This window comes from Roseovarius sp. MBR-51 (assembly GCF_053628575.1).
This window is the reverse complement of record NZ_JBRJGQ010000018.1, coordinates 22,657-42,484: the sequence shown is the minus strand read 5'-3', so window position 1 is coordinate 42,484 and position 19,828 is coordinate 22,657. Positions and strand designations below refer to the sequence as shown.

The following is a 19,828-nucleotide window of genomic DNA, read 5'->3' as shown; positions in this document are numbered from 1 at the left end:
GTTCAATGGTCAGACGCAACGGTCAGACTGGATCATTCCAGGTTTTCGGCTCATACCCGATCACCACCGTCGCCAGCACCATATCCACCAATCGCTCGAGCAATTGGCTTTGCCGCGTTGTGGAATAGAGCGCCGTTCCGAATGAGGTCGAGAACGTCGCCCGGTTCGACACGTTGTAGAAACTGAACGAGCTGGTCAGCCAATGCAGCTCCAGCGCATCGACACCCTCGCGAAACAGCCCCGCCGCCTTGCCACGCGCGCAGACATCCTCGAGCTTGTCGATGATCGAGCGGTTCAGCTTTGGCACACTCTCGGATTTGCGCAGATACTCGGCATTGTGGATATTCTCGATCATCACCAGCCGGATGAAATGCGGCGCGGTCACATGCGCCTCGAACGTCGCCTCGATCAGCCGCCGCAGCGCCGCGACCGGCTCAAGCCCGGCGACGTCGAGATCATCCTCGCGGGCACGCAGCGTGGCATAGACGCCCTCCAGCACACTGCAATAGAGCCCCTCCTTATCCCCGAAATAATAATAGATCATCCGCTTCGAGGTGGAGGTCTGGCGCGCAATCTCGTTGATATTGGCCCCCGAGAGCCCATGCGCGGCAAACTCCTGCGTCGCAATCGTCAGAATGTCCTGCCGCACCGCCGCAGGATCTTTCTTCCATGACGTCTTGCGCTTGCGGCCTGTCTCACCCTCACTCGCATCCATGCAACCGCCTCGTCCCACTCATTGATTCCACCCTTGGATAGCATGAATTTAACCCTGAGGTCCATTTATCTTGACAAATTAACCGCAAGGTACATAAATGGGTCAACTGGCGGTGCGAGGAGCGAATCGTCAGCGAAGAAATCTAGGGAGGACAGAGATGTCTCGTAAGCTGATTGGCGCAGTCATTGCGTTCGGGCTGAGTGCCGCCGTTGCAACCGCGCAGGACTACCCCGCCAAAGAAATTCAAGGAATCATTCAGTGGGGGGCCGGTGGCTCGACCGACACGGTGATGCGCGCGGTCACACCGCATGCCGAAACCGTGCTGGGTGGCACCGTGGTCATGCAGAACATGACCGGCGCGGTGGGCGCGATTGCCCTCAACCATGTGGCAGACTCGGATGCCGATGGCTACACGCTGCTGATGGGCGCGGAAAACCCGCTGCTCTACAAGGTGATGGGTCTGGGTGACAAGGATTACTCGGAATTCACCCCGATCAACATCCTCGCCCGCGGCACGCCCATTCTGGTCGCCCGCAACGATGCCCCGTTTGACGATTACGCCGGCATGATGGATTTCATCAAGGCCAATCCGGGCGAACTCCGCATCGGTTCCACCGGACCGGGCGGCGTGCCCTCCGTTGTCACCGCCATGATGAACACCGTCGAAGGCGCGCTTGACGTGACCGCCATCCCTTATGACGGCGACGGCCCTGCCCTCACCGCCCTGCAAAGTGGGGCCATCGACGTGATGCCCGCCGTTCTCGGCGCCGCCATCGAATCCATCCGTGCGGGCGCCATGAAACCGCTGGCGATCTTTGACACCGAGGCCAGCGCAAAACTGCCCGACGTGCCCACCGTCACCTCCTTCAACGACGGCTACAGCACCTATCTGCCCTGGGGTCCGTTCTTTGGCGTCTTCGTCCCCAAAGGCACCCCCGATGACGTGGTGGCCAAGCTGACCGAGGCCTATACGACCGGCGCACAAAACGCTGATTTCCTCGAGTTGATGGATGGCCGCGGCTTTACCATGATGTCGATCAGCGGTGACGAGGCGACCGAGTTTCTGACCACATGGCAGCAAAACACCGCTTGGCTCTTGCAAGAGGCAGGTCTGACCAAAGCCTCGCCGGAAGAGTTCGGCATCGCGCGCCCCGGCGAGTAACACCACCCAAAAGCAGTCAAAGCGGCTGGCCGTCTGGCCAGCCACACCTGGCGCCGCCCGCGCCTCAGGCCGGGCGGCGCGTTGCGTTTCGGGATTGGAGCCCGGTTGCGCCAAGGGAGGAGACCACGATGGACCCCGAATTCAGAGGCGATCAGGACCACCACGACGGTACGTCCGACGCAACACCCGGCGGGTATGACGCCAAACGCAGACCCGGCGAACTGGGCTTTGCCCTCTTCCTCAGCCTTGCCAGCGCGATCCTTCTCTACAACGCCTATGCGATTTCAGGGTTCGAGGCGCTCTCCGCACCCGGTTCCGTGCCCATGGCCACGACCGCCGTGATGCTCATCTCGGCCCTCATCGTCGCATGGCGCACCGCACGCCTGCCAAAGGTCACGACTGAAACCCTGAGGCGCGATATCCTGCCGGTGACGGTCCTCGTCTTCGTAGGCTTCCTCGTGATCTTTGGCCTGCTTCTGAAACCTCTCGGGTTCCTGCCCACCGCAGCCCTCTTTCTGATTGCCGCAATCCGGCTCTTGTCCGGCTGGGGCTGGCCCCGGACCATCCTCACAGCCCTCGGCGCGCTTGCCGTAATCTGGATCGTATTCCGCGTGATCTTTACCGTGCTGCTGCCCTCCGGCGTCGTGCCCGAGGCGGAATTCATCCAGCTTTTCCGCAACCTTCTGTCCGGGAAGGGCTCGTAATGGACACTCTCTTGGCCCTGCTCACGGTTTTTACCCAACCTGATCTGCTGCTTCTGGTCGCCATCGGCACCTTTGCAGGCATCTATATCGGGGCCATTCCCGGCCTCTCGGTCACAATGGCCGTGTCGATCCTCATTTCCTTTACGTTTTCATGGGAGGTCTATCCGGCGATTTCCCTCATGGTCGGCATCTACATGGGCGGCGTCTATGGCGGCTCGCGCACGGCGATCCTGCTCAACATTCCCGGCGCGCCCTCGGCCATTGCCACCGCAATGGATGGCTACCCCATGGCCCAGCGCGGCGAGGCGGGGCAGGCCATCGGCGTGACCACCGTCATGTCCTTTTTCGGCGGGCTGATCGGCATCCTCGTGCTGGCCCTCGCCGCCCCCTATGTCTCAGTCTTCGCGCTGAAATTCCAACCGCGCGACTATATGCTGCTCGCGGTTCTGGGCATCCTTCTGGTCGGCTCACTCTCGTCCGGCTCTCTGGTCAAGGGCATCTTTGCCGGGGCTTTGGGGCTTGCCATCGGCGCGGTCGGGCGTGATCCGCTCACCTTCACCGAACGCCTCACCTTCGATCTGCAACTGATGGAGGGCGGAATTTCCTTCATCGCCGTGATGATCGGCATGTTCGGCGTGTCCGAGGCGCTCTTGCAGCTTCAGAACGTCGACAAGACCGCCGTCCGCCAAAAGATCACCAAGATCGTGCCCTCCTTTGGCGTGATCCGCAAATACCTGCCGCTCTCGCTGCAAACCTCGACCATCGGCGTGATCATCGGCGCATTGCCCGGCACGGGGGGCGATATCGCGGCCCTCATGGCCTATGACCACGCCAAGCGCGTGACCAAGAACCCCAAGGTGCCCTTTGGCAAGGGCGCGATGGAGGGGCTCGTCGCACCTGAAACCGCAAACAACGCCGCCGTGGGCGGGGCCTTCATCCCGATGATGACGCTGGGCATCCCCGGCGACGCCGTCACCGCCATCATGATCGGCGCGCTTTTCATCCACGGGCTCAACCCCGGCCCGATGCTGATGGTGGATCAGCCCGATATGTTCTGGTTCATCGTCGGCGCGCTCTTCATGGCCAATATCTTCATGCTGATCTTTGGCCTCACCGGCATCCGCATCTTTACCAAGATCGTGGAAATGCCGCGCTCCGTCATCATCCCACTCATTCTCTTGCTGTCCATCGTCGGGGCCTATGCAGTCAACAATTCGATCTCGGATGTCTACTGGATGCTGGGCTTTGGCGTCTTTGGCTACTTCATGCGCCACTACGGCTATCCGCTTGGCCCCGTCATCCTCGGGGTGATCCTGTCGCGGCTCTTGGATGACAACTGGCGTCGCGCCATCATCTCGGAACGCGAGGACTTGGGCCGCTTCTTCGAAGGCATCCTCACCAGCCCCCTCTCCTTCACCCTTTTCGCGGCGGTGATCCTGATCTTCGTCAGCCAGACACCGCTCTGGACCGCCCTGAAAACCCGCCTCTTCCGAAAGGCATGACCATGACTTGCACACGCACCCATACACGCACTGTCAAACTCGGCCTCATCGGCGACAATATCACCCGCTCGAAATCCCCCCGGCTGCATGTCACCGCCGGGCAGTTGACCGGCCTCACCGTCACCTACGACCGCCTCATTCCCCGAGACCTGCACCTCACCTTTGACGAGGTGTTCGATCAGGCGCAGGCAACCGGCTATCGTGGCCTCAACATCACCTACCCTTACAAGGAACTCGTGACCCGCCGCGTCACCGTCTCCGACCCGCTGGTGCGCGCCATCGGCGCGGTCAATACCGTGGTCTTTGACGCGGACGGCCCGCAGGGGTTCAACACCGATTACACCGGCTTCATGCGCGCCTATCGCGCAGGTCTGGGCACCGCCAATCCCGGCACCGTCTGCCTCATCGGCACGGGCGGCGTGGGCAAGGCGGTGGCCTTCGGCCTCATCGGCCTCAACGCCACCGCCATCCGCTGCGTCGATCTCGACCCGGCTAAGGCCGAGGCACTGGCTTCTAGCCTCCGCGCCCTTGGCACCGACACAAAAATCGAGGTCTCGACCGATCCCATCGCCGCCGCCAATGGGGCCGATGGCCTTATCAACTGCACGCCTCTCGGGATGGTCGGCATCGGCGGCACCCCCCTGCCCCCCACCGCCATGACTGGGGCCAAATGGGCCTTTGATGCAGTCTATACCCCCGTCGATACCCCATTCCTGCACGATGCCACCGCCGCCGGGCTGCATATCATCTCGGGCTACGAGCTTTTCTTTGGTCAGGGCGTCGATGCCTGGGCGATCTTCACCGACACGCCGCTGGACGAGCCCGCCCTGCGCACCGCTATCGAAGGGGATGCCCCATGAAAACCTCCATCGCCACCGTTTCCGTCTCCGGAAGCCTGCCCGAGAAACTCGAGGCCATCGCCACCGCAGGCTTTGACGGCATCGAAATCTTCGAGCAGGATTTCATCGCCCATGACGGCGCCCCCCGCGAGGTGGGCGAGATGATCCGCTCCATGGGGCTTGAGATCACCCTGTTCCAACCCTTCCGCGATTTCGAAGGCCTGCCCGCCCCCCTGCGCGCCAAGGCGTTCGACCGGGCGGAGCGCAAATTCGACCTGATGCAGGAACTCGGGACTGACCTCATTCTGGTCTGCTCCTCCTGCCATCCGCAATCACTGGGCGGCATAGACCGCGCCGCCGAGGATTTTCACGAACTCGGAGAACGCGCGGCAAAACGCGGCCTGCGCGTGGGCTTCGAGGCGCTCGCTTGGGGCCGCCATGTCAACGATCACCGCGATGCCTGGGAAATCGTGCGCCGCGCCGATCACGCCCATGTCGGCCTCATCCTCGACAGCTTTCACACCCTCGGGCGCGGAATCGACCCCGACACCATCCGCCGCATCCCCGGCGACAAGATATTCTTTGTCCAACTCGCCGACGCCCCCCGCATCGACATGGACCTGCTCTATTGGTCCCGCCATTTCCGCAACATGCCCGGCGAAGGCGATCTTGACGTGACCGGCTTCATGCAGGCCGTGGTCGCCACCGGCTACGCTGGTCCCATCTCGCTCGAAATCTTCAACGACCAGTTTCGCGGCGGCAGCACCCGCACCGTGGCCGAAGACGGCTATCGCTCGCTCACAGCCCTCCTTGACGATGTGCGCAGACGGGAACCCGACACCGCCCTGAACCTGCCCGCAATGCCCGCCCGCGCGCAGGTCAGGGGCGTGTCCTTCGTCGAATTCGCCACGCGCGGGGATGAGGCGACAGCGCTCGAATCCCTCCTGCAAACCCTCGGTTTCACCCCGGCAGGCCGCCATATCTCGAAACAGCTCTCGCTCTGGACCCAAGGTGATATTCGCATCGTCGTGAACCGAGAGACCACCGGCTATGCCAGCAGCGCCTATACGATGCACGGCACCACCGTCTGCGATGTGGGCCTCAGCGTAAACGACGCCCCCGCCACTGTCACCCGCGCCACGGGCCTAGGCGCGCATCCCTTCTCACAGCCGCTTGGCCCCGGCGAATTGGACATTCCCGCCATCCGTGGCCTCAGCGGCAGCGTGCTGCATTTCATCGACGACAAAAGCGGTCTGAGCGATGTCTGGTCGGTCGAATTCACCCCCGACCAGCCCGCCCAAACCGGCGCGGGCCTCACCCGCATCGACCATCTGGCACAAACCATGAGCTATGATCAGATGCTCTCGTGGTCGCTGTTTTACACCACGCTCTTTGACATGCGCAAATCCCCCATGGTCGATGTGGTCGATCCCGATGGCCTCGTGCGCTCTCAGGCGTTGGAAACCCCGGACGGCGCGTTCCGCATCACGCTCAACGGCGCGGAAACCCACCGCACCATGGCGGGCAATTTCCTCGCCGACAGCTTTGGCGCGTCGGTCCAGCATATCGCACTGGCCACAGATGATATCTTTGCCACCGCAAGCGCCCTCACCGCGCGCGGCTTTGAACCTCTGCCCATGTCGCCCAATTACTACGCCGATCTCGCGGCGCGTTTCGATCTCGCCCCCGACCTTCTGGCGCGGCTCGAAGCGGGCAATATCCTCTATGACGAGGATGCAACAGGTGCCTTCTATCAGCTTTATTCGCGCCCCTACGCAGGCGGCATGTTCTTTGAAATCGTAGAGCGCGCGGGCGGCTATCAGGGCTATGGCGCGCCCAACGCCCCCTTCCGCATCGCCGCCCAAAAACGCCTCATGCGCCACAAGGGGATACCGAAACGATGACCGACCGATACAGCACTGGCATGGCCGTGCGCCGTCGCGTTCTGGGCAACGCCCATGTTGACCGCGCCGAGGCCGCCAAGACCGAGTTCGACGCGGCCTTTCAGACCCTCATCACCGAATCCGCTTGGGGCACGGTCTGGGCCAGCGATGGCATCACCCTGCGTGAACGCTCGATGCTCACGCTGGCGCTGCTCGCCGCCACCGGCAATTTCGCGGAAATCCCGATGCACATCCGCGCCACCGCCAACACCGGCGCCACCCCCCGCGACGTGATCGAGGCGTTCCAGCATGTCGCGATCTACGCCGGTGTTCCGGCAGCCAATCACGCCATCAAACTGGCCAAAGACACGTTTGCAGAGATGGAAAGGGACAGACAATGACCGCCACAGACCTCTTTCAGCGCGACCGCACATGGCACCCGCCCGCCCTGACACCCGACTATAAAACCTCCGTCGCCCGGTCGCCCCGTTTCGCGCTCCTGTCCCTTCAGACCTCGGCCAGCGAACTGACCGGGCCCACGTTCGGGCACAATGACATCGCCCCGCTCGACAATGACCTCATCCGCAACTACGCCCATGGCGGCGATCCCATCGGCGAGCGCATTATCGTGCATGGCCGCGTGCTCGATGAAAACGCCCGCCCCGTGCCCCATACGCTCGTGGAAATATGGCAGGCCAATGCCGGTGGCCGCTATCGCCACAAAAAGGACAGCTACCTCGCCCCGATTGATCCCAATTTCGGCGGCTGCGGGCGCACCCTGACCGACGAGAACGGCTTTTACGTGTTCCGCACCATCAAACCCGGCGCTTACCCGTGGCGCAACTGGGTCAACAACTGGCGGCCCGCGCATATCCATGTCTCGGTTTTCGGCACAGCCTTCGCCCAGCGCCTCATCACCCAGATGTATTTCGAGGGCGATCCGCTGATTGCCAAATGCCCCATCGTCCAGACCATCCCCGACCCCCGCGCCATCGACCAACTCGTCGCGGCGCTCGACATGAATGCCTCCGTCCCACTCGATGCCATTGCCTACAAATTCGACATCGTGCTGCGCGGCACCCGCTCCACCTATTTCGAAAACCGACCCGAGGGGAATTGACCATGGCCCAACCGCTTGACTACCTCAAGGAATCCCCCTCGCAAACTGCCGGTCCCTATGTCCACATCGGCCTCGCCCCCGGCGATGCGGGCTTTGACATCTACGCCACCGAACTTGGCCGCGACATTGCCGGTCCCAACGCCACAGGCACGCTCATCACCGTCACCGGCACCGTCACCGACGGCACCGGCGCCCCGGTCAAGGACGTGCTGATCGAGGTCTGGCAGGCCAATGCCGCAGGCGTCTATCCCGGTGCAGGCGAGGTCGAGGAGGGCTTTCGCGGTTGGGGCCGCATCGTTCCCGATTTCGAAACCGGGCAATTCCGCTTTGACACCGTCAAACCCGGCCCCGTCATGGGCCGCAACGCCCGGCCCATGGCGCCGCATCTCAACCTCTGGCTCGTCGCGCGCGGGCTAAACGTGGGCCTCAACACCCGCATGTATTTCGGCGATGAAGCGCAAGCCAACGCCGCCGACCCGGTCCTCAACCTCGTGGAACAGGCCCACCGCCGCGCCACTCTCATCGCCCGCGCCGATGGCTCCACCTACCATTTCGACATCCGCCTTCAGGGCGACGCCGAAACCGTCTTTTTCGATGTCTGAGGCCGCCATGACCAACCCCTGCATCCTCTGTGTCGCCATCACCGGCTCGCTTCCCACCAAGGCCAACAACCCCGCCGTGCCGATCACGATCTCGGAACAGATCGAAAGCACCCATGAGGCGTTCGAGGCCGGGGCCACCATCGCCCATTGCCATGTGCGCGACGACGCAGGCCGCCCCACCTCTGACCCCGAGCGGTTCGCCCGCCTCAAGGAAGGGCTGGAGCAGCATTGCCCCGGCATGATCATCCAGCTTTCCACCGGCGGCCGCTCCGGTGCCGGGCATGAGCGCGGCGGCATGCTGCCACTCCGCCCCGATATGGCCTCGCTCTCGGTGGGGTCCAACAACTTCCCCACCCGCGTCTATGAAAACAGCCCCGATCTCGTGGACTGGCTCGCCTCCGAAATGATGGCCCATGACGTCAAGCCGGAGATCGAGGCGTTTGACCTCGGCCATGTGATCCAAGCCTGCACCATGGCCAAGGACGGGCGTCTGAAATCGCCGCTCTATGTGCAATTCGTCATGGGCGTGAAAAATTCCATGCCCGCCGACGAGCGCGTGCTCGATTTCTACATCGAAACCCTCCACCGCCTCGCCCCCGATGCCCAGTGGTGCGGTGCGGGCATCGGCCCCGCCCAGCTTACACTCAACGAATGGTGCATCGCCAAGGGCGGTCATACCCGCACCGGGCTTGAGGATAACGTGCGCCTTGACCGAGACCGCCTCGCCCCCTCCAACGCCGCCCTCGTGCGGCGCGCAGCGGACCTGTGCGAGAAATACGAGCGCCCCGTCGCCACATGGCAAGAGGCGCGCGCCATCCTCGGGCTGAGGCCCCCGGCATGACCCGCTTTGCCCGGCCCCAGGACGTCACACTCCACTATCACCATCACGCAGGCGACCCCGCCCGCCGCGCCATTGTCTTCGCCAATTCCCTCGGCACCGATCTGCGCATCTGGGACGCGGTGCGCCACCAACTGCCCCCCGAAATCCCCACCCTCGCCATGGACAAACGCGGCCACGGCCTCAGCGAACAGGGGCCCATCACCATCGCCACCCTTGCCACTGACCTTGCTGCGCTGATGGACCATCTGCACCTCTCAGACGCCCTGATCTGCGGTGTCTCGGTGGGCGGCATGATCGCGCAATCGCTGGCCCATCAGCGCCCCGATCTTGTGGCAGGGCTGATGCTGTGCAACACCGGGGCACAGATTGGCACGGCAGAGGCATGGAACATGCGCATCAACACCGTCCAGACCAGCGGCATCGCGGCCATGGCCGACGCCATTCTTGAGCGTTGGTTCGCCCCCGATTGGCGCGCCGCCCATCCCGTGGCGCTCTCGGGCTGGCGTCAAATGCTGATCCGCACGCCCGCCGATGGCTACACCGCCACCTGCGCCGCAATCCGCGACGCCGACCTCACCGCCAGCACCGCGCGCCTGCGCCTCCCCGCCCTCTGCGTATCCGGCGCACAGGACGGCGCAACCCCGCCACCGCTGGTCGAGGCGCTGGCCAAGATGATCCCCGGCGCGCGCTACACCTGCCTCGACGGTGTCGGCCACCTGCCCTGCATCGAGACCCCCGATCGCCTCACCTCGCTCCTGCGCGACCTCTACGGCACGCTCCCATGACCGGCGTTTTCGATCACCCTTGGCTCGGCGCGCTCTTCGGCGATCCCGAGATTGCCGCACTCTGGTCGCCCGACACGCAACTGCAGCACATGCTCCGGTTCGAGGCCGAATGGTCCCGCGCCTTGGGTCATGTCGGCCGCATCGACGCAGGCACAGCCGAAGAAACCGCCCGCCATATCCTCGGCATCACCCCCGACCTCACGGCGCTGGCCACCGGCACCGCCCGCGACGGCCTGCCCATCCCGGCCCTTGTCAGCCTGCTCAAGGCAACCGCCCCCGACCCCACCGCCGTGCATCAGGGTGCCACATCGCAAGACGTGCTCGACACGGCGCTTGCCCTCACCCTTCAGGCCACCACCAAACTCCTCGATCACCGCCTCGCCAGCCTGCAATCCGCCCTCGCAGATCTCGACCACCGCTTCGGGGCCAACCCGCTCATGGGCCGCACCCGGATGCAGGCCGCCATGCCCATTCGCGTGCGCGACCGCCTGCGCCCTTGGATCTCGCCGCTCTCGGCCCATCGCACCCGCTTGGCCCGTGCGACCGACGGCGTCGCGCTCCTGCAATTCGGCGGCGCCGCTGGCGACCGCGCCGCCATGGGCGCCGATGCCCCCCGCATCGCGGCGCATCTGGCCAATGCCTTGGGCCTCGGCAATCCGCCCACCTGCTGGCACGCCACGCGCGACGGTCTCGCCGATTACGCAAGCACCCTCTCGCTCATCTCCGGCACGCTCGCCAAGATGGGACAGGATGTTGCCCTGATGGCGCAGCAAGGCTTCGACGAAATCCATCTCTCCGGCACCGGCACCTCCTCGGCCATGCCGCACAAGCAGAACCCTATTTTAGCAGAGCTTTTGGTGACCCTTGGCCGCTTCAACGCGGTGCAGGTCTCTGCCCTGCATCACGCGGTGATCCATGAACAGGAACGCTCGGGCACGGCTTGGGCGCTGGAATGGATGGTCCTGCCGCACATGGCGCAGGCCACAGGCCGCGCCCTCACCGCCGCATCAGAGCTTTGTCACGCCGTGACCCACATCGGCCTCAGAACGGCACCGCCACCCGAAACTTGACCCCGGCCCCGCCATCGGGATGGCGCAGCCGCAATTCTTCGGAATGCAGCATCAGGCGCGGATAGTCCCGCGCCGCCCCGCTCGCATAGAGCGGATCGCCCAAAATCACATGGCCCAGCGCCAGCATATGCACCCGCAGCTGATGGCTCCGCCCGGTCTTGGGGCTCAACCGCACCCGGCTTTCCTCGTCGCCCGCACGCAGCACCCGCCATTCGGTCAAGGCCGCGCGCCCGGTCTCGTGACAGACCTTCTGCAACGGACGATTGGGCCAATCCACGATGAGCGGCAGATCAACCACGCCCTCCTGCGGCTCCAACCGCCCCCAAACCCGCGCCACATAGGTCTTGCGCACCTGCCGCTTCTCGAATTGTAGCCCCAGATGCCGCTGTGCATGCGGCGTCAGCGCAAAGATCATCACGCCCGACGTATCGCGGTCCAACCGATGCACCAAGAGCGCGGTGGGAAACACATCTTTGACCCGCGCCATCAGGCAATCGGCCAGATGCTCGCCCTTGCCCGGCACACTCAAGAGCCCCGCAGGCTTGTTCACCACGACGATCTCGTGATCGTCATGCAGCACCTCAAGCGGATCGGTCGGCGGATCATAGTCACTCATGGCCGCGCCTTACACGACCCGCCACGCCATGACCACTCCCGCTTTCGTCGTTCCCTAATTACTCCGGGGGGCGTGGGGGGCTGGCCCCCCACCCTGCTCACGCCTTCACGCGCTCGGATTTGGGATCATACATCGGCCTGAGCGACGCCTCTGCCTTCACCCTGACCCCGGCCACATCCACCTCGTAAGAGGACGCCAAAACCTGCTCCACGCTCTCCCCTTTGCAGGGCACATAGCCCATGCCCATCGCCGCCCCCAGATGGTGCCCATAGGCCCCCGAACTCAGATAGCCCACGATCTCGCCATCCCTCAGAAGCGGCTCGTTGTGATAGAGCATCGGTTCAGGGTCAGTCAGCCGAAACTGCACCAACCGCCGCTCCAGCCCCGTCTCCTTCTTGTGCAGAACGGCATCGCGCCCGATGAAATCGGCCTTGCCCGTGGCCACGGCAAAGCCAAGCCCCGCCTCCAGCACATGATCCTCGCAGGTGATATCATGGCCGAAATGCCGGAACGCCTTTTCGATCCGGCAACTGTCCATCGCATGCATCCCGCAGAGCTTCAGCCCATGATCCGCACCCGCCGCGTGCAGCACCTCGAACACATGGCCGCACATCTCGGCGCTCACATAGATCTCCCATCCCAACTCGCCCACATAGGACACGCGATGCGCCCGCGCGACGCCCATGCCAATCTCGATCTGCCGGGCCTGCCCAAAGGGATGGCTTGCGTTCGAGAAATCATCGGGCGAGACCGCGCGCATGAGATCGCGCGCCTTCGGTCCCATCACCGCCAACACGCCCTCACCTGCGGTCACATCGGTGATCACCACCGCACGCTCCCCCACATGCCGCCGCAGCCAGGTTTCATCCGCCAGTCGCGTCGCCGCCGGTGTCACCACCAGAAAGGCGGTCTCGCTCAGCCGCGTGACCGTCACATCCGCCTCGATGCCGCCCTTGGCATTCAGAAACTGCGTATAGACAATCCGCCCCGGCGCCACAGACATATCTGCCCCACAGACATGGTTCAGAAACGCCTCGGCACCAGCACCCTCAACCCGCAGCTTACCGAAACTCGACATGTCATACATGCCAACCGCCTCGCGAATGGCCCGCACCTCGGCCCCGGCATTCTCAAACCAGTTCTGCCGTTTCCACGAATACTGATACTCTCGCTCCTGCCCGGCATCGGCATACCAATTGGCCCGCTCCCAGCCCGCCAATTCGCCCATGACAGCGCCTTGGGCCAAGAGCTGCGCATGAAACGGCGTGCGCCGCACACCGCGCGCCGTGGCCTTTTGCCGATACGGATAATGATCGGCATAAAGCAGGCCCAGCGTCTCCGTGGACCGCTCAAAGAGATAGCGCTTGTTGCCCTGAAAGGGCTGCATGCGCGCCACATCCACATCACCCAGATCAAACGGTCGCGCCCCTTCCTCCATCCAGAGTGACAGCGCATGACCCGCCCCCCCGGCCGACTGGATGCCGATGGAATTGAACCCGGCGGCAACCCAGACATTGTCCATCTCGGGGCAAAGCCCCAGATGATAGGCATCATCGGGAGTAAAGCTTTCCGGACCGTTAAAGAACGTGTGAATTCCCGCCTCCGCCAGCATCGGCATCCGGTTCACCGCCGCCTCCAATATCGGCTCGAAATGGTCGAAATCCTCGGGCAGTTGATCAAACTCGAAACTCTCGGGAATGCCATTCATCCCCCAAGGTTTCGAGATCGGCTCGAACGCGCCCAGCATGATTTTGCCTGCATCTTCCTTGTAATAGGCGCATTCATCGGGCACCCGCAGCACCGGCAATTGCGTCAATCCCGCAATCGGCTCGGACACGATATAGAAATGCTCGCAGGCATGCAGCGGCACATTGGTGCCCGCCATCCGACCCACCTCATGCCCCCACATGCCCGCGCAATTGACGATCATCTCACAGGCGATATGGCCCGCGCTGCCATCCTCGCCCTGCCAATCCACCCCGGTCACGCGCCGCCCCGCGCGGGCAATCCCCGTGACCTTGACCCGTTCCTGCACCCGCGCGCCCCGGTTGCGCGCCCCCTTTGCCAGCGCCAGCGCGATATTGGCCGGGTCCGCCTGCCCGTCCGTGGGCAACCAGACCCCGCCCGTCACCCCCTCAAGGTTGAGATGCGGATACCGCACCTTGATCTCACTCGGGCTCATCTCCTCGACCGGCACGCCAAACGCCCGCGCCATCGCGGCATTGCGCTTGAGTTCCTCCAGCCGCTCGGACGTCAGCGCGACCGACACCGATCCCACCTGCCGAAACCCGGTGGCAACGCCCGTCTCGGCCTCAAGCCCGGTATATAGCTCCGCCGAATACCGCGCGAGCCGCGTCATATTGGCCGTTGCGCGCAATTGCCCGATCAGCCCCGCCGCATGCCATGTAGTCCCCGAGGTGAGCTGCTTGCGCTCCAAGAGCACCACATCACGCCAGCCCAGCTTGGTCAGATGATAGGCAACAGAGCAGCCCACGACGCCGCCCCCGATGATGACCACACGGGCCTGAGTTGGAAGATCGGTCATTCATAACCCCATGATATAATGATAAAAGTCTTAGACGATGTCATGCCCGGCCGCCCGCAACCGCCGCACCAGTTCCGCGATATGCGCAGGCCCCACTTCACAGCAGCCGCCGACGATGCTGGCCCCCTGCCCGACCCACCCCATCGCAAACTCGGCATAGGCGGCGGGGCTCAGATCGCTCCGCTGCTCCAGCGCATCCACCGTGGGAGCCGCGCCCAGAAAGCCTGCGCTGATACAGGTAAACCCATTGGCATAGGCCCCAAACGGCAGGCCAAAGCCGCGCACGATCTCCAGCCCCGCCGCCACGGATTCCGGCCGCGTGCAGTTGATCAAGACAGCCTCCGGCGCAAACTCGGCCACCAGCCCTGCCAGATCACCCAGCGCCTCGCCCGAGCGCAGCCGCGTGCCATCGTCATCCATCACCGTGACGCCCAGCCAGACCGGCAGGCCACTCAGCCCCGCCGCCATCAACCCACCGCGCGCCTGATCGACCGAGGCCATGGTTTCCAGCAGGATCAGGTCCACCCGATCCCTGAGCAGCGCCACATTCTCGGCATAGGCCGCCGCCGCCTCCATGCTGGGCGGGCAGAGGTCCGGGCGATAGGATTGCACCAGCGGCCCGATCGCCCCTGCCACCCGACCCGATCCATGCGCATCCCGCGCCGCCACCGCTGCCGACACCGCCACATCCGTGAGCCGCGCTACCTCATCCTGCAATCCCACCCGCGCCAAACGGTCACGCAGCACCGCATAGGTATTGGTCGAGGCCACCGTCGCCCCCACCGCGAAATAATCGTCATGCACCGCGCGTACGATCCCGGGATGGTCAATCATCACCTGCGTCGACCAGAGCGGCGTCGCCCGGTCGCCCGAGCGTTTCACCAATTCCTGCCCGATGGACCCATCGAGCACTGTGATTTCGGTCATTCTTTATCCTCCGGGGGCAAAAGCACCAATTTCCCAGCATGGGTCTTGGCCTGAAAATCCGCCTGCGCACGGGCGATGTTACGCAATGGATAGGTGGCGGCGATCCGAGGGTGGAGGCGGCCCGCGCGCGCCAGCTCGATCAACCGGGCAAAGACCTCGGGCGCCTGATAGGTGCAGCCGTGGATCGTGATATCGCGCAGATAGATGCGCCGCAGATCGGCAGTGACCATCGGCCCGGCAATCGCCCCCGCCACGGCATAATGCCCACCGGGGCGCAGCGCGTCGATAAGCGTTGCAAAGCCCGCGCCCCCCACAAGGTCGATCACCGCATGATAGCGGTTCTCAGACAGTGGGGCGTCGCGCGCGATCACCTCCGCCGCGCCGTCCGCGCGCAGTATCGCCGCCTTGGCAGGCGCGGCGATGCCGGTCACATGCGCGCCCAAGGCGGCGGCAATCTGCACCGCCGCAAGGCCGACATTGCCCGAGGCCCCGGTGATCAACACCTCTTGGCGCGGCCCCACCCCCGCCCGTTCCAAGAGGCCCAGCGCCGTGCCAAAACCACAAGGAAGCGCCGCAATCTCAATATCCGAGAGCGGCACATCGCTCACATCATAGAGGTCATCAGCCCGCATCAGGCAATACTCGGCAAAGGCCCCGTCAATCTCAGAACCCAGCGCGATGAACCCGAACGGATTTTCCTCGGTCGGGCGCGGAATGTTGATGGGACAGGTGACGCGCGCGCCCAGCGCCGGGGTCTCGACCTGCGGCCCCCGTGCCACCACCTCGCCGCAGAGATCACCGCCCTGAATGCGCGGAAACGCCAGCGCGCCCGCCCAGCCGCCACGCTCCACACCGTCACCTGTCTCGCCCGTGGCCCCGGTCACCTCCGCCGCATACCAGCCCTCGCGGGTGTTGATATCGGTGTTGTTGACCCCCGCCGCCCGCACCCGCACCAGCACCTCGCCGGGGCCGGGCCGTGGCACCGGAATATCCGCGCGCCACTGCAACGCCTCAGGTCCGCCATGACGGGTGAGATACACGCCGCGCATGGTTTCAGGCAGGGTCATGCACGCAACCGCTCATTCTCCGGATCCCAGAGGGGCGCATCGGGCTGCACAACCGCCCGGCAGCGCTCCCCGTAAATCTCCACCTCGATTTCGGTCCCCGGCACCGCCAGATCGGCGCGCAGCATGCCCAAGGCCACGCTGGCATTCACCCGGTAACCCCAGGCACCGCTCGTGGTCTCGCCCACGATCTGCCCGTCATGCCAGAGCGTCGACATATAGGGCGCATCCGCCGACTTGGCCTCGACGATCAGCGTGACAAAGCGTTTCTGCACGCCCCGCTGCTTTTCAGCCAAAATCGCCGCCTTGCCGGGGAAATCCTGCGGCTTGTCGAATTTGACGAACCGCTCAAGTCCCCCCTCCAGCATCGAATAATCGGTGCTCAGATCGCCTTTCCACGCGCGATAGCCCTTTTCGATCCGCAAACTATTCAGCGCGAACATGCCAAAGGGCTTCACCCCCGCACCCATCAGCGCCTCATAAATCGCCGGGATCGCCGCATTCTCGGCATGGATTTCCCAGCCCAATTCGCCGGTAAAGCTCACGCGCATCAAAAACGCCTTTTGCCCCGCGACGGTCGCATGCTGATGGCTCAGCCAGGGCAGGCTCAGATCGGCATCGGTCAGCCCTGCCAGAATCTCGCGGCTCTTCGGCCCCGCCAAAAGCAGCGCATCGCGCTCCGTCGTGGTCTCGCGCAGGCTCAGTCCCTCGGGCAGCGCGCGGCGCACCAACTCGCCGTCATGCCATTGCGCCGTGGCCGCCGTGATCAGCACGAAACTGTCCTCTTGCAGCCGGATACAGGAAAACTCGGTCACGATCCGCCCCCGCGTGTCGGCGACGTAAACCAGGTTCATCCGCCCCACCTTGGGCAATCCCCCGGTCACAAAGCGGCGCAGCCAGTCGTCGGCCCCCGCCCCCTCGATCCAAAGCCGCGTGAACCCCGGCAGATCGAGCACGCCGCAGGCATCCCGCACCGCCTCGCATTCCTCGCGGATACGCGCCTCCCAAGGGCCCGCGCGGTCCCATGTCTGCGTCGCCGCCTCTGACGTGTCATCGCCCGGCTTTGCAAACCAATTGGCCCGCTCCCAACCGTTATAGACCCCCATCACACCGCCCAATGCCTTCACACGGTCATGCACCGGCGACACCTTGCGATCCGGTGCCGCAGGCCATCTGTGCCACGGGAAATGCATGGCATATTCATGCCCGTAAACTTCCATCCCCTTGGCCACGCAATACTCAGGATCGGTGTAATCGGTATAGCGGCGCGGGTCACAGGCCCACATGTCCCACTCGGTCGCGCCTTCCGTCACCCATTCCGCCAGCACCTTGCCGGCCCCGCCGCCCTGCGCGATGCCAAAGGTAAAGACGCAGGCCTCGAACGCATTGGGCACCCCCGGCATCGGGCCAATCAAGGGCAGACCATCCGGCGCATAGGGGATTGGCCCATTGATCACCTTGGAAATCCCCGCCTCCCCCAGCAACGGCACCCGCGCTATCGCATCCTCGATATACCACTCCAACCGCTCCAGATCGTCAGGGTAAAGCTGAAAGCTGAAATCCTCCGGCATCGGGTCCTCAGGCTTCACCCAATGCGCCTTGCAATTGCGCTCATAGGGGCCAAGGTTCAGACCGTATTTCTCCTGTCGCAGGTAATAGGAGCTGTCGACATCACGCAGCAGCGGCAATTTATGCCCCTGCTCCCGGCTCCACGCCTCCAGTTCCGGGATTTCATCGGTCAAGAGATACTGATGGCTCATCACCATCATCGGCACCGTGCGCCCGCCATAGGGCTTGAACCATTCGCCCACCCGCTGCGCATAGTATCCGGCGGCGTTCACGACATACTCACAGCGGATCTCGCCCTTCTCGGTGGCAACAATCCATTCCCCATTCTCGCGCCGCACCCCGGTCGCGGGCGTGAACCGCAGGATCGTCGCGCCCATGTCGCGCGCCCCCTTGGCCAGCGCCTGCGTCACCTGTGCCGGATCAATATCGCCATCATTGGGATCATAGAGCGCCCCCGCGAGATCATGCGTCTCCAGAAACGGATAGCGCGCCTTGATCTCGTCCACGCCCAGAATATCAAGGTTCATCCCCTGATACTTGCCCATCCCCCGCGCACGCTGGAATTCCTGCATCCGCTCGCGGCTATGCGCCAGCCGGATCGAGCCGGTCTGGTGGTAATTCATCGGATACCCCACCTCCGCCCCCAGCCGCGCATAGAGCTCGGTGGAATAGCGCTGCATGTTCATCACCGACCAGCTTGTCGAAAACGTCGGCACATTGCCCGCCGCATGCCAGGTGCTGCCAGCGGTCAACTCGTTCTTTTCCAAAAGAACGCAATCCGCCCACCCAGCCTTGGCCAGATGATAGAGACAGGACGCGCCCACCACGCCCCCGCCGATGATCACAACCCGCGCCGTGCCCGGAAATTCCGCCATTCTTTTCGTCCTCAATCCGTCTGCGGCACGCCGTCCGCGATGTCGTAATAATCACCCTTGTCCTTGACAAAGATGTGCTTCTCCAACCGCAGCCCGGTCGGCGCCTCCAGCGCCCCCAGCGCGAAACTCATGGTGTCCTCATCATGCGCCTTCCAGAACAGGAACGAGCCACACTTGGGACAAAACCCGCGCTTGGCGATTTCACTCGCCTCATACCAACTCACCGGTCCTGAAATACTCAAATCCGACGCCGCCACATAGGCCGAGGCCCAGACATGCCCCGATTGCTTGCGGCACTGCCCGCAATGACAGGCGCTCACCCCCTCAGGCGCGGCCGCCACCGTAAATGTCACATCTCCACACAGACACGATCCTGTCAGCATCATCCCCTCCCAGGTGTTGAGGCGCTGCCCAAGGCCACGCCATAGATCACGAAACAGGCGGCCATCCCCCGCCGCAGCCAGACGTTGAACACAGCGCCCAACGCGGCGCGGCCAAGACCCGCCCCAAGAGCAGTATACCCCAGATAACTCAGCGTCGTGAGGCTCAGCGCGGTGGGGAAAATCACCCACATCTGCGCGCCAATCGGCACATCGGGCTGCACGAATTGGCTAAACGCCGCCAGATACCCCGCCACGCTCTTGGGGTTGATCGTGGCAATCGCCAAGGCCCGCCAATAGACCGATCCGCCCGGTGCCGCGCCCGCTTCAACAGGCCGCCGCGCCAGAATCCAGCCCCGCACCCCGAGGTAAATCAGGAACCCCGCCCCGATCAGCTTGGCCACCTGAAACGCCACAGGCGAGGCCGCAATCAGCGCCGTCACCCCCGCCGCCGACAGGCTCAGGAACAGAGTGGCTTGCGTCAGGATCGCCAACACCCCCCACAGGCTGCGCCGAAACCCGATGGTCATGCCGTTGGTGATGCAATTGACCGCATTCGGCCCCGGCGTGGTGACAAACACCACCCAGAAGAGCGCAAACACGGTCCAGGCGTGATAGCTCATGTCCTG

General features: G+C 64.0%; 19 protein-coding genes. 11 read left to right on the top strand and 8 right to left on the bottom strand.

What is annotated here, in order from left to right:
• Positions 1-22 precede the first annotated feature (22 nt).
• Positions 23-715, bottom strand: a complete 693-nt coding sequence (locus ACSSVY_RS19615) for a TetR family transcriptional regulator (RefSeq protein ID WP_454271477.1) — start codon at positions 713-715, stop codon at positions 23-25.
• Between the two features lie 157 nt (positions 716-872).
• On the opposite strand from ACSSVY_RS19615, the gene ACSSVY_RS19610 reads away from it, so the two are divergent.
• The 11 genes from ACSSVY_RS19610 to ACSSVY_RS19560 all read left to right on the top strand — a co-directional run bounded on the left by ACSSVY_RS19610 (position 873) and on the right by ACSSVY_RS19560 (position 11,223).
• Entirely contained in the window at positions 873-1,877 is a 1,005-nt protein-coding gene (locus ACSSVY_RS19610) for a Bug family tripartite tricarboxylate transporter substrate binding protein (protein WP_454271476.1), read from the top strand.
• A gap of 128 nt (positions 1,878-2,005) precedes the next feature.
• The gene (locus tag ACSSVY_RS19605; protein ID WP_454271474.1) at positions 2,006-2,581 is read left to right on the top strand and encodes a tripartite tricarboxylate transporter TctB family protein; all 576 of its coding nucleotides are present in this window, start codon (positions 2,006-2,008) and stop codon (positions 2,579-2,581) included.
• Positions 2,581-4,083, top strand: a complete 1,503-nt coding sequence (locus tag ACSSVY_RS19600) for a tripartite tricarboxylate transporter permease (RefSeq protein ID WP_454271473.1) — start codon at positions 2,581-2,583, stop codon at positions 4,081-4,083. Before ACSSVY_RS19605 ends, ACSSVY_RS19600 begins: the two co-directional genes overlap by 1 nt.
• Complete coding sequence (locus tag ACSSVY_RS19595) at positions 4,080-4,943, top strand: shikimate dehydrogenase family protein (RefSeq protein WP_454271471.1); 864 nt, start codon at positions 4,080-4,082, stop codon at positions 4,941-4,943. The genes ACSSVY_RS19600 and ACSSVY_RS19595 overlap by 4 nt, the downstream gene beginning before the upstream one ends.
• Positions 4,940-6,826 (top strand): bifunctional sugar phosphate isomerase/epimerase/4-hydroxyphenylpyruvate dioxygenase family protein, encoded by a 1,887-nt coding sequence (locus ACSSVY_RS19590; protein ID WP_454271469.1) that lies wholly within the window; start codon positions 4,940-4,942, stop codon positions 6,824-6,826. Before ACSSVY_RS19595 ends, ACSSVY_RS19590 begins: the two co-directional genes overlap by 4 nt.
• The gene (pcaC, locus tag ACSSVY_RS19585) at positions 6,823-7,206 is read left to right on the top strand and encodes a 4-carboxymuconolactone decarboxylase (protein ID WP_454271467.1); all 384 of its coding nucleotides are present in this window, start codon (positions 6,823-6,825) and stop codon (positions 7,204-7,206) included. Before ACSSVY_RS19590 ends, pcaC begins: the two co-directional genes overlap by 4 nt.
• Entirely contained in the window at positions 7,203-7,925 is a 723-nt protein-coding gene (gene pcaH, locus ACSSVY_RS19580) for a protocatechuate 3,4-dioxygenase subunit beta (RefSeq protein ID WP_454271465.1), read from the top strand. The genes pcaC and pcaH overlap by 4 nt, the downstream gene beginning before the upstream one ends.
• Before the next feature lie 2 nt (positions 7,926-7,927).
• A complete protein-coding gene (gene pcaG, locus ACSSVY_RS19575) occupies positions 7,928-8,527 on the top strand; it encodes a protocatechuate 3,4-dioxygenase subunit alpha (RefSeq protein ID WP_454271463.1) in 600 nt (199 codons plus the stop codon).
• Between the two features lie 7 nt (positions 8,528-8,534).
• Positions 8,535-9,368 carry a 3-keto-5-aminohexanoate cleavage protein gene (locus ACSSVY_RS19570; protein WP_454271462.1) on the top strand — a complete coding sequence of 278 codons (834 nt, stop codon included), beginning with the start codon at positions 8,535-8,537 and terminating at the stop codon, positions 9,366-9,368.
• Positions 9,365-10,153: a 3-oxoadipate enol-lactonase gene (gene pcaD, locus ACSSVY_RS19565; RefSeq protein WP_454271460.1), complete on the top strand. Its 789-nt coding sequence runs from the start codon at positions 9,365-9,367 to the stop codon at positions 10,151-10,153. The genes ACSSVY_RS19570 and pcaD overlap by 4 nt, the downstream gene beginning before the upstream one ends.
• Entirely contained in the window at positions 10,150-11,223 is a 1,074-nt protein-coding gene (locus tag ACSSVY_RS19560; RefSeq protein WP_454271458.1) for a 3-carboxy-cis,cis-muconate cycloisomerase, read from the top strand. Before pcaD ends, ACSSVY_RS19560 begins: the two co-directional genes overlap by 4 nt.
• On the opposite strand, the gene ACSSVY_RS19555 is transcribed toward ACSSVY_RS19560, so the two are convergent.
• The 7 genes from ACSSVY_RS19555 to ACSSVY_RS19525 form a co-directional block, all read right to left on the bottom strand.
• Positions 11,195-11,839: a pseudouridine synthase gene (locus ACSSVY_RS19555; protein ID WP_454271456.1), complete on the bottom strand. Its 645-nt coding sequence runs from the start codon at positions 11,837-11,839 to the stop codon at positions 11,195-11,197. The genes ACSSVY_RS19560 and ACSSVY_RS19555 overlap by 29 nt on opposite strands.
• 97 nt (positions 11,840-11,936) lie before the next feature.
• Positions 11,937-14,384 (bottom strand): GcvT family protein, encoded by a 2,448-nt coding sequence (locus tag ACSSVY_RS19550; RefSeq protein ID WP_454271455.1) that lies wholly within the window; start codon positions 14,382-14,384, stop codon positions 11,937-11,939.
• Between the two features lie 30 nt (positions 14,385-14,414).
• Positions 14,415-15,311: a homocysteine S-methyltransferase family protein gene (locus ACSSVY_RS19545; RefSeq protein ID WP_454271454.1), complete on the bottom strand. Its 897-nt coding sequence runs from the start codon at positions 15,309-15,311 to the stop codon at positions 14,415-14,417.
• Positions 15,308-16,378 carry an alcohol dehydrogenase catalytic domain-containing protein gene (locus ACSSVY_RS19540; protein ID WP_454271453.1) on the bottom strand — a complete coding sequence of 357 codons (1,071 nt, stop codon included), beginning with the start codon at positions 16,376-16,378 and terminating at the stop codon, positions 15,308-15,310. The genes ACSSVY_RS19545 and ACSSVY_RS19540 overlap by 4 nt, the downstream gene beginning before the upstream one ends.
• Positions 16,375-18,819: a GcvT family protein gene (locus ACSSVY_RS19535; RefSeq protein ID WP_454271452.1), complete on the bottom strand. Its 2,445-nt coding sequence runs from the start codon at positions 18,817-18,819 to the stop codon at positions 16,375-16,377. Before ACSSVY_RS19535 ends, ACSSVY_RS19540 begins: the two co-directional genes overlap by 4 nt.
• 11 nt (positions 18,820-18,830) lie before the next feature.
• Positions 18,831-19,205 carry a GFA family protein gene (locus ACSSVY_RS19530; RefSeq protein ID WP_454271450.1) on the bottom strand — a complete coding sequence of 125 codons (375 nt, stop codon included), beginning with the start codon at positions 19,203-19,205 and terminating at the stop codon, positions 18,831-18,833.
• The gene (locus tag ACSSVY_RS19525) at positions 19,202-19,822 is read right to left on the bottom strand and encodes a LysE family translocator (protein WP_454271448.1); all 621 of its coding nucleotides are present in this window, start codon (positions 19,820-19,822) and stop codon (positions 19,202-19,204) included. Before ACSSVY_RS19525 ends, ACSSVY_RS19530 begins: the two co-directional genes overlap by 4 nt.
• Between the last annotated feature and the right edge of the window lie 6 nt (positions 19,823-19,828).

Coding starts and splice junctions, on each gene's coding strand:
- ACSSVY_RS19615 (WP_454271477.1), bottom strand. CDS start 715: ATGGATGCGAGTGAGGGTGAGACAGGCCGCAAGCGCAAGACGTCATGG.
- ACSSVY_RS19610 (WP_454271476.1), top strand. CDS start 873: ATGTCTCGTAAGCTGATTGGCGCAGTCATTGCGTTCGGGCTGAGTGCC.
- ACSSVY_RS19605 (WP_454271474.1), top strand. CDS start 2,006: ATGGACCCCGAATTCAGAGGCGATCAGGACCACCACGACGGTACGTCC.
- ACSSVY_RS19600 (WP_454271473.1), top strand. CDS start 2,581: ATGGACACTCTCTTGGCCCTGCTCACGGTTTTTACCCAACCTGATCTG.
- ACSSVY_RS19595 (WP_454271471.1), top strand. CDS start 4,080: ATGACCATGACTTGCACACGCACCCATACACGCACTGTCAAACTCGGC.
- ACSSVY_RS19590 (WP_454271469.1), top strand. CDS start 4,940: ATGAAAACCTCCATCGCCACCGTTTCCGTCTCCGGAAGCCTGCCCGAG.
- pcaC (WP_454271467.1), top strand. CDS start 6,823: ATGACCGACCGATACAGCACTGGCATGGCCGTGCGCCGTCGCGTTCTG.
- pcaH (WP_454271465.1), top strand. CDS start 7,203: ATGACCGCCACAGACCTCTTTCAGCGCGACCGCACATGGCACCCGCCC.
- pcaG (WP_454271463.1), top strand. CDS start 7,928: ATGGCCCAACCGCTTGACTACCTCAAGGAATCCCCCTCGCAAACTGCC.
- ACSSVY_RS19570 (WP_454271462.1), top strand. CDS start 8,535: ATGACCAACCCCTGCATCCTCTGTGTCGCCATCACCGGCTCGCTTCCC.
- pcaD (WP_454271460.1), top strand. CDS start 9,365: ATGACCCGCTTTGCCCGGCCCCAGGACGTCACACTCCACTATCACCAT.
- ACSSVY_RS19560 (WP_454271458.1), top strand. CDS start 10,150: ATGACCGGCGTTTTCGATCACCCTTGGCTCGGCGCGCTCTTCGGCGAT.
- ACSSVY_RS19555 (WP_454271456.1), bottom strand. CDS start 11,839: ATGAGTGACTATGATCCGCCGACCGATCCGCTTGAGGTGCTGCATGAC.
- ACSSVY_RS19550 (WP_454271455.1), bottom strand. CDS start 14,384: ATGACCGATCTTCCAACTCAGGCCCGTGTGGTCATCATCGGGGGCGGC.
- ACSSVY_RS19545 (WP_454271454.1), bottom strand. CDS start 15,311: ATGACCGAAATCACAGTGCTCGATGGGTCCATCGGGCAGGAATTGGTG.
- ACSSVY_RS19540 (WP_454271453.1), bottom strand. CDS start 16,378: ATGACCCTGCCTGAAACCATGCGCGGCGTGTATCTCACCCGTCATGGC.
- ACSSVY_RS19535 (WP_454271452.1), bottom strand. CDS start 18,819: ATGGCGGAATTTCCGGGCACGGCGCGGGTTGTGATCATCGGCGGGGGC.
- ACSSVY_RS19530 (WP_454271450.1), bottom strand. CDS start 19,205: ATGATGCTGACAGGATCGTGTCTGTGTGGAGATGTGACATTTACGGTG.
- ACSSVY_RS19525 (WP_454271448.1), bottom strand. CDS start 19,822: ATGAGCTATCACGCCTGGACCGTGTTTGCGCTCTTCTGGGTGGTGTTT.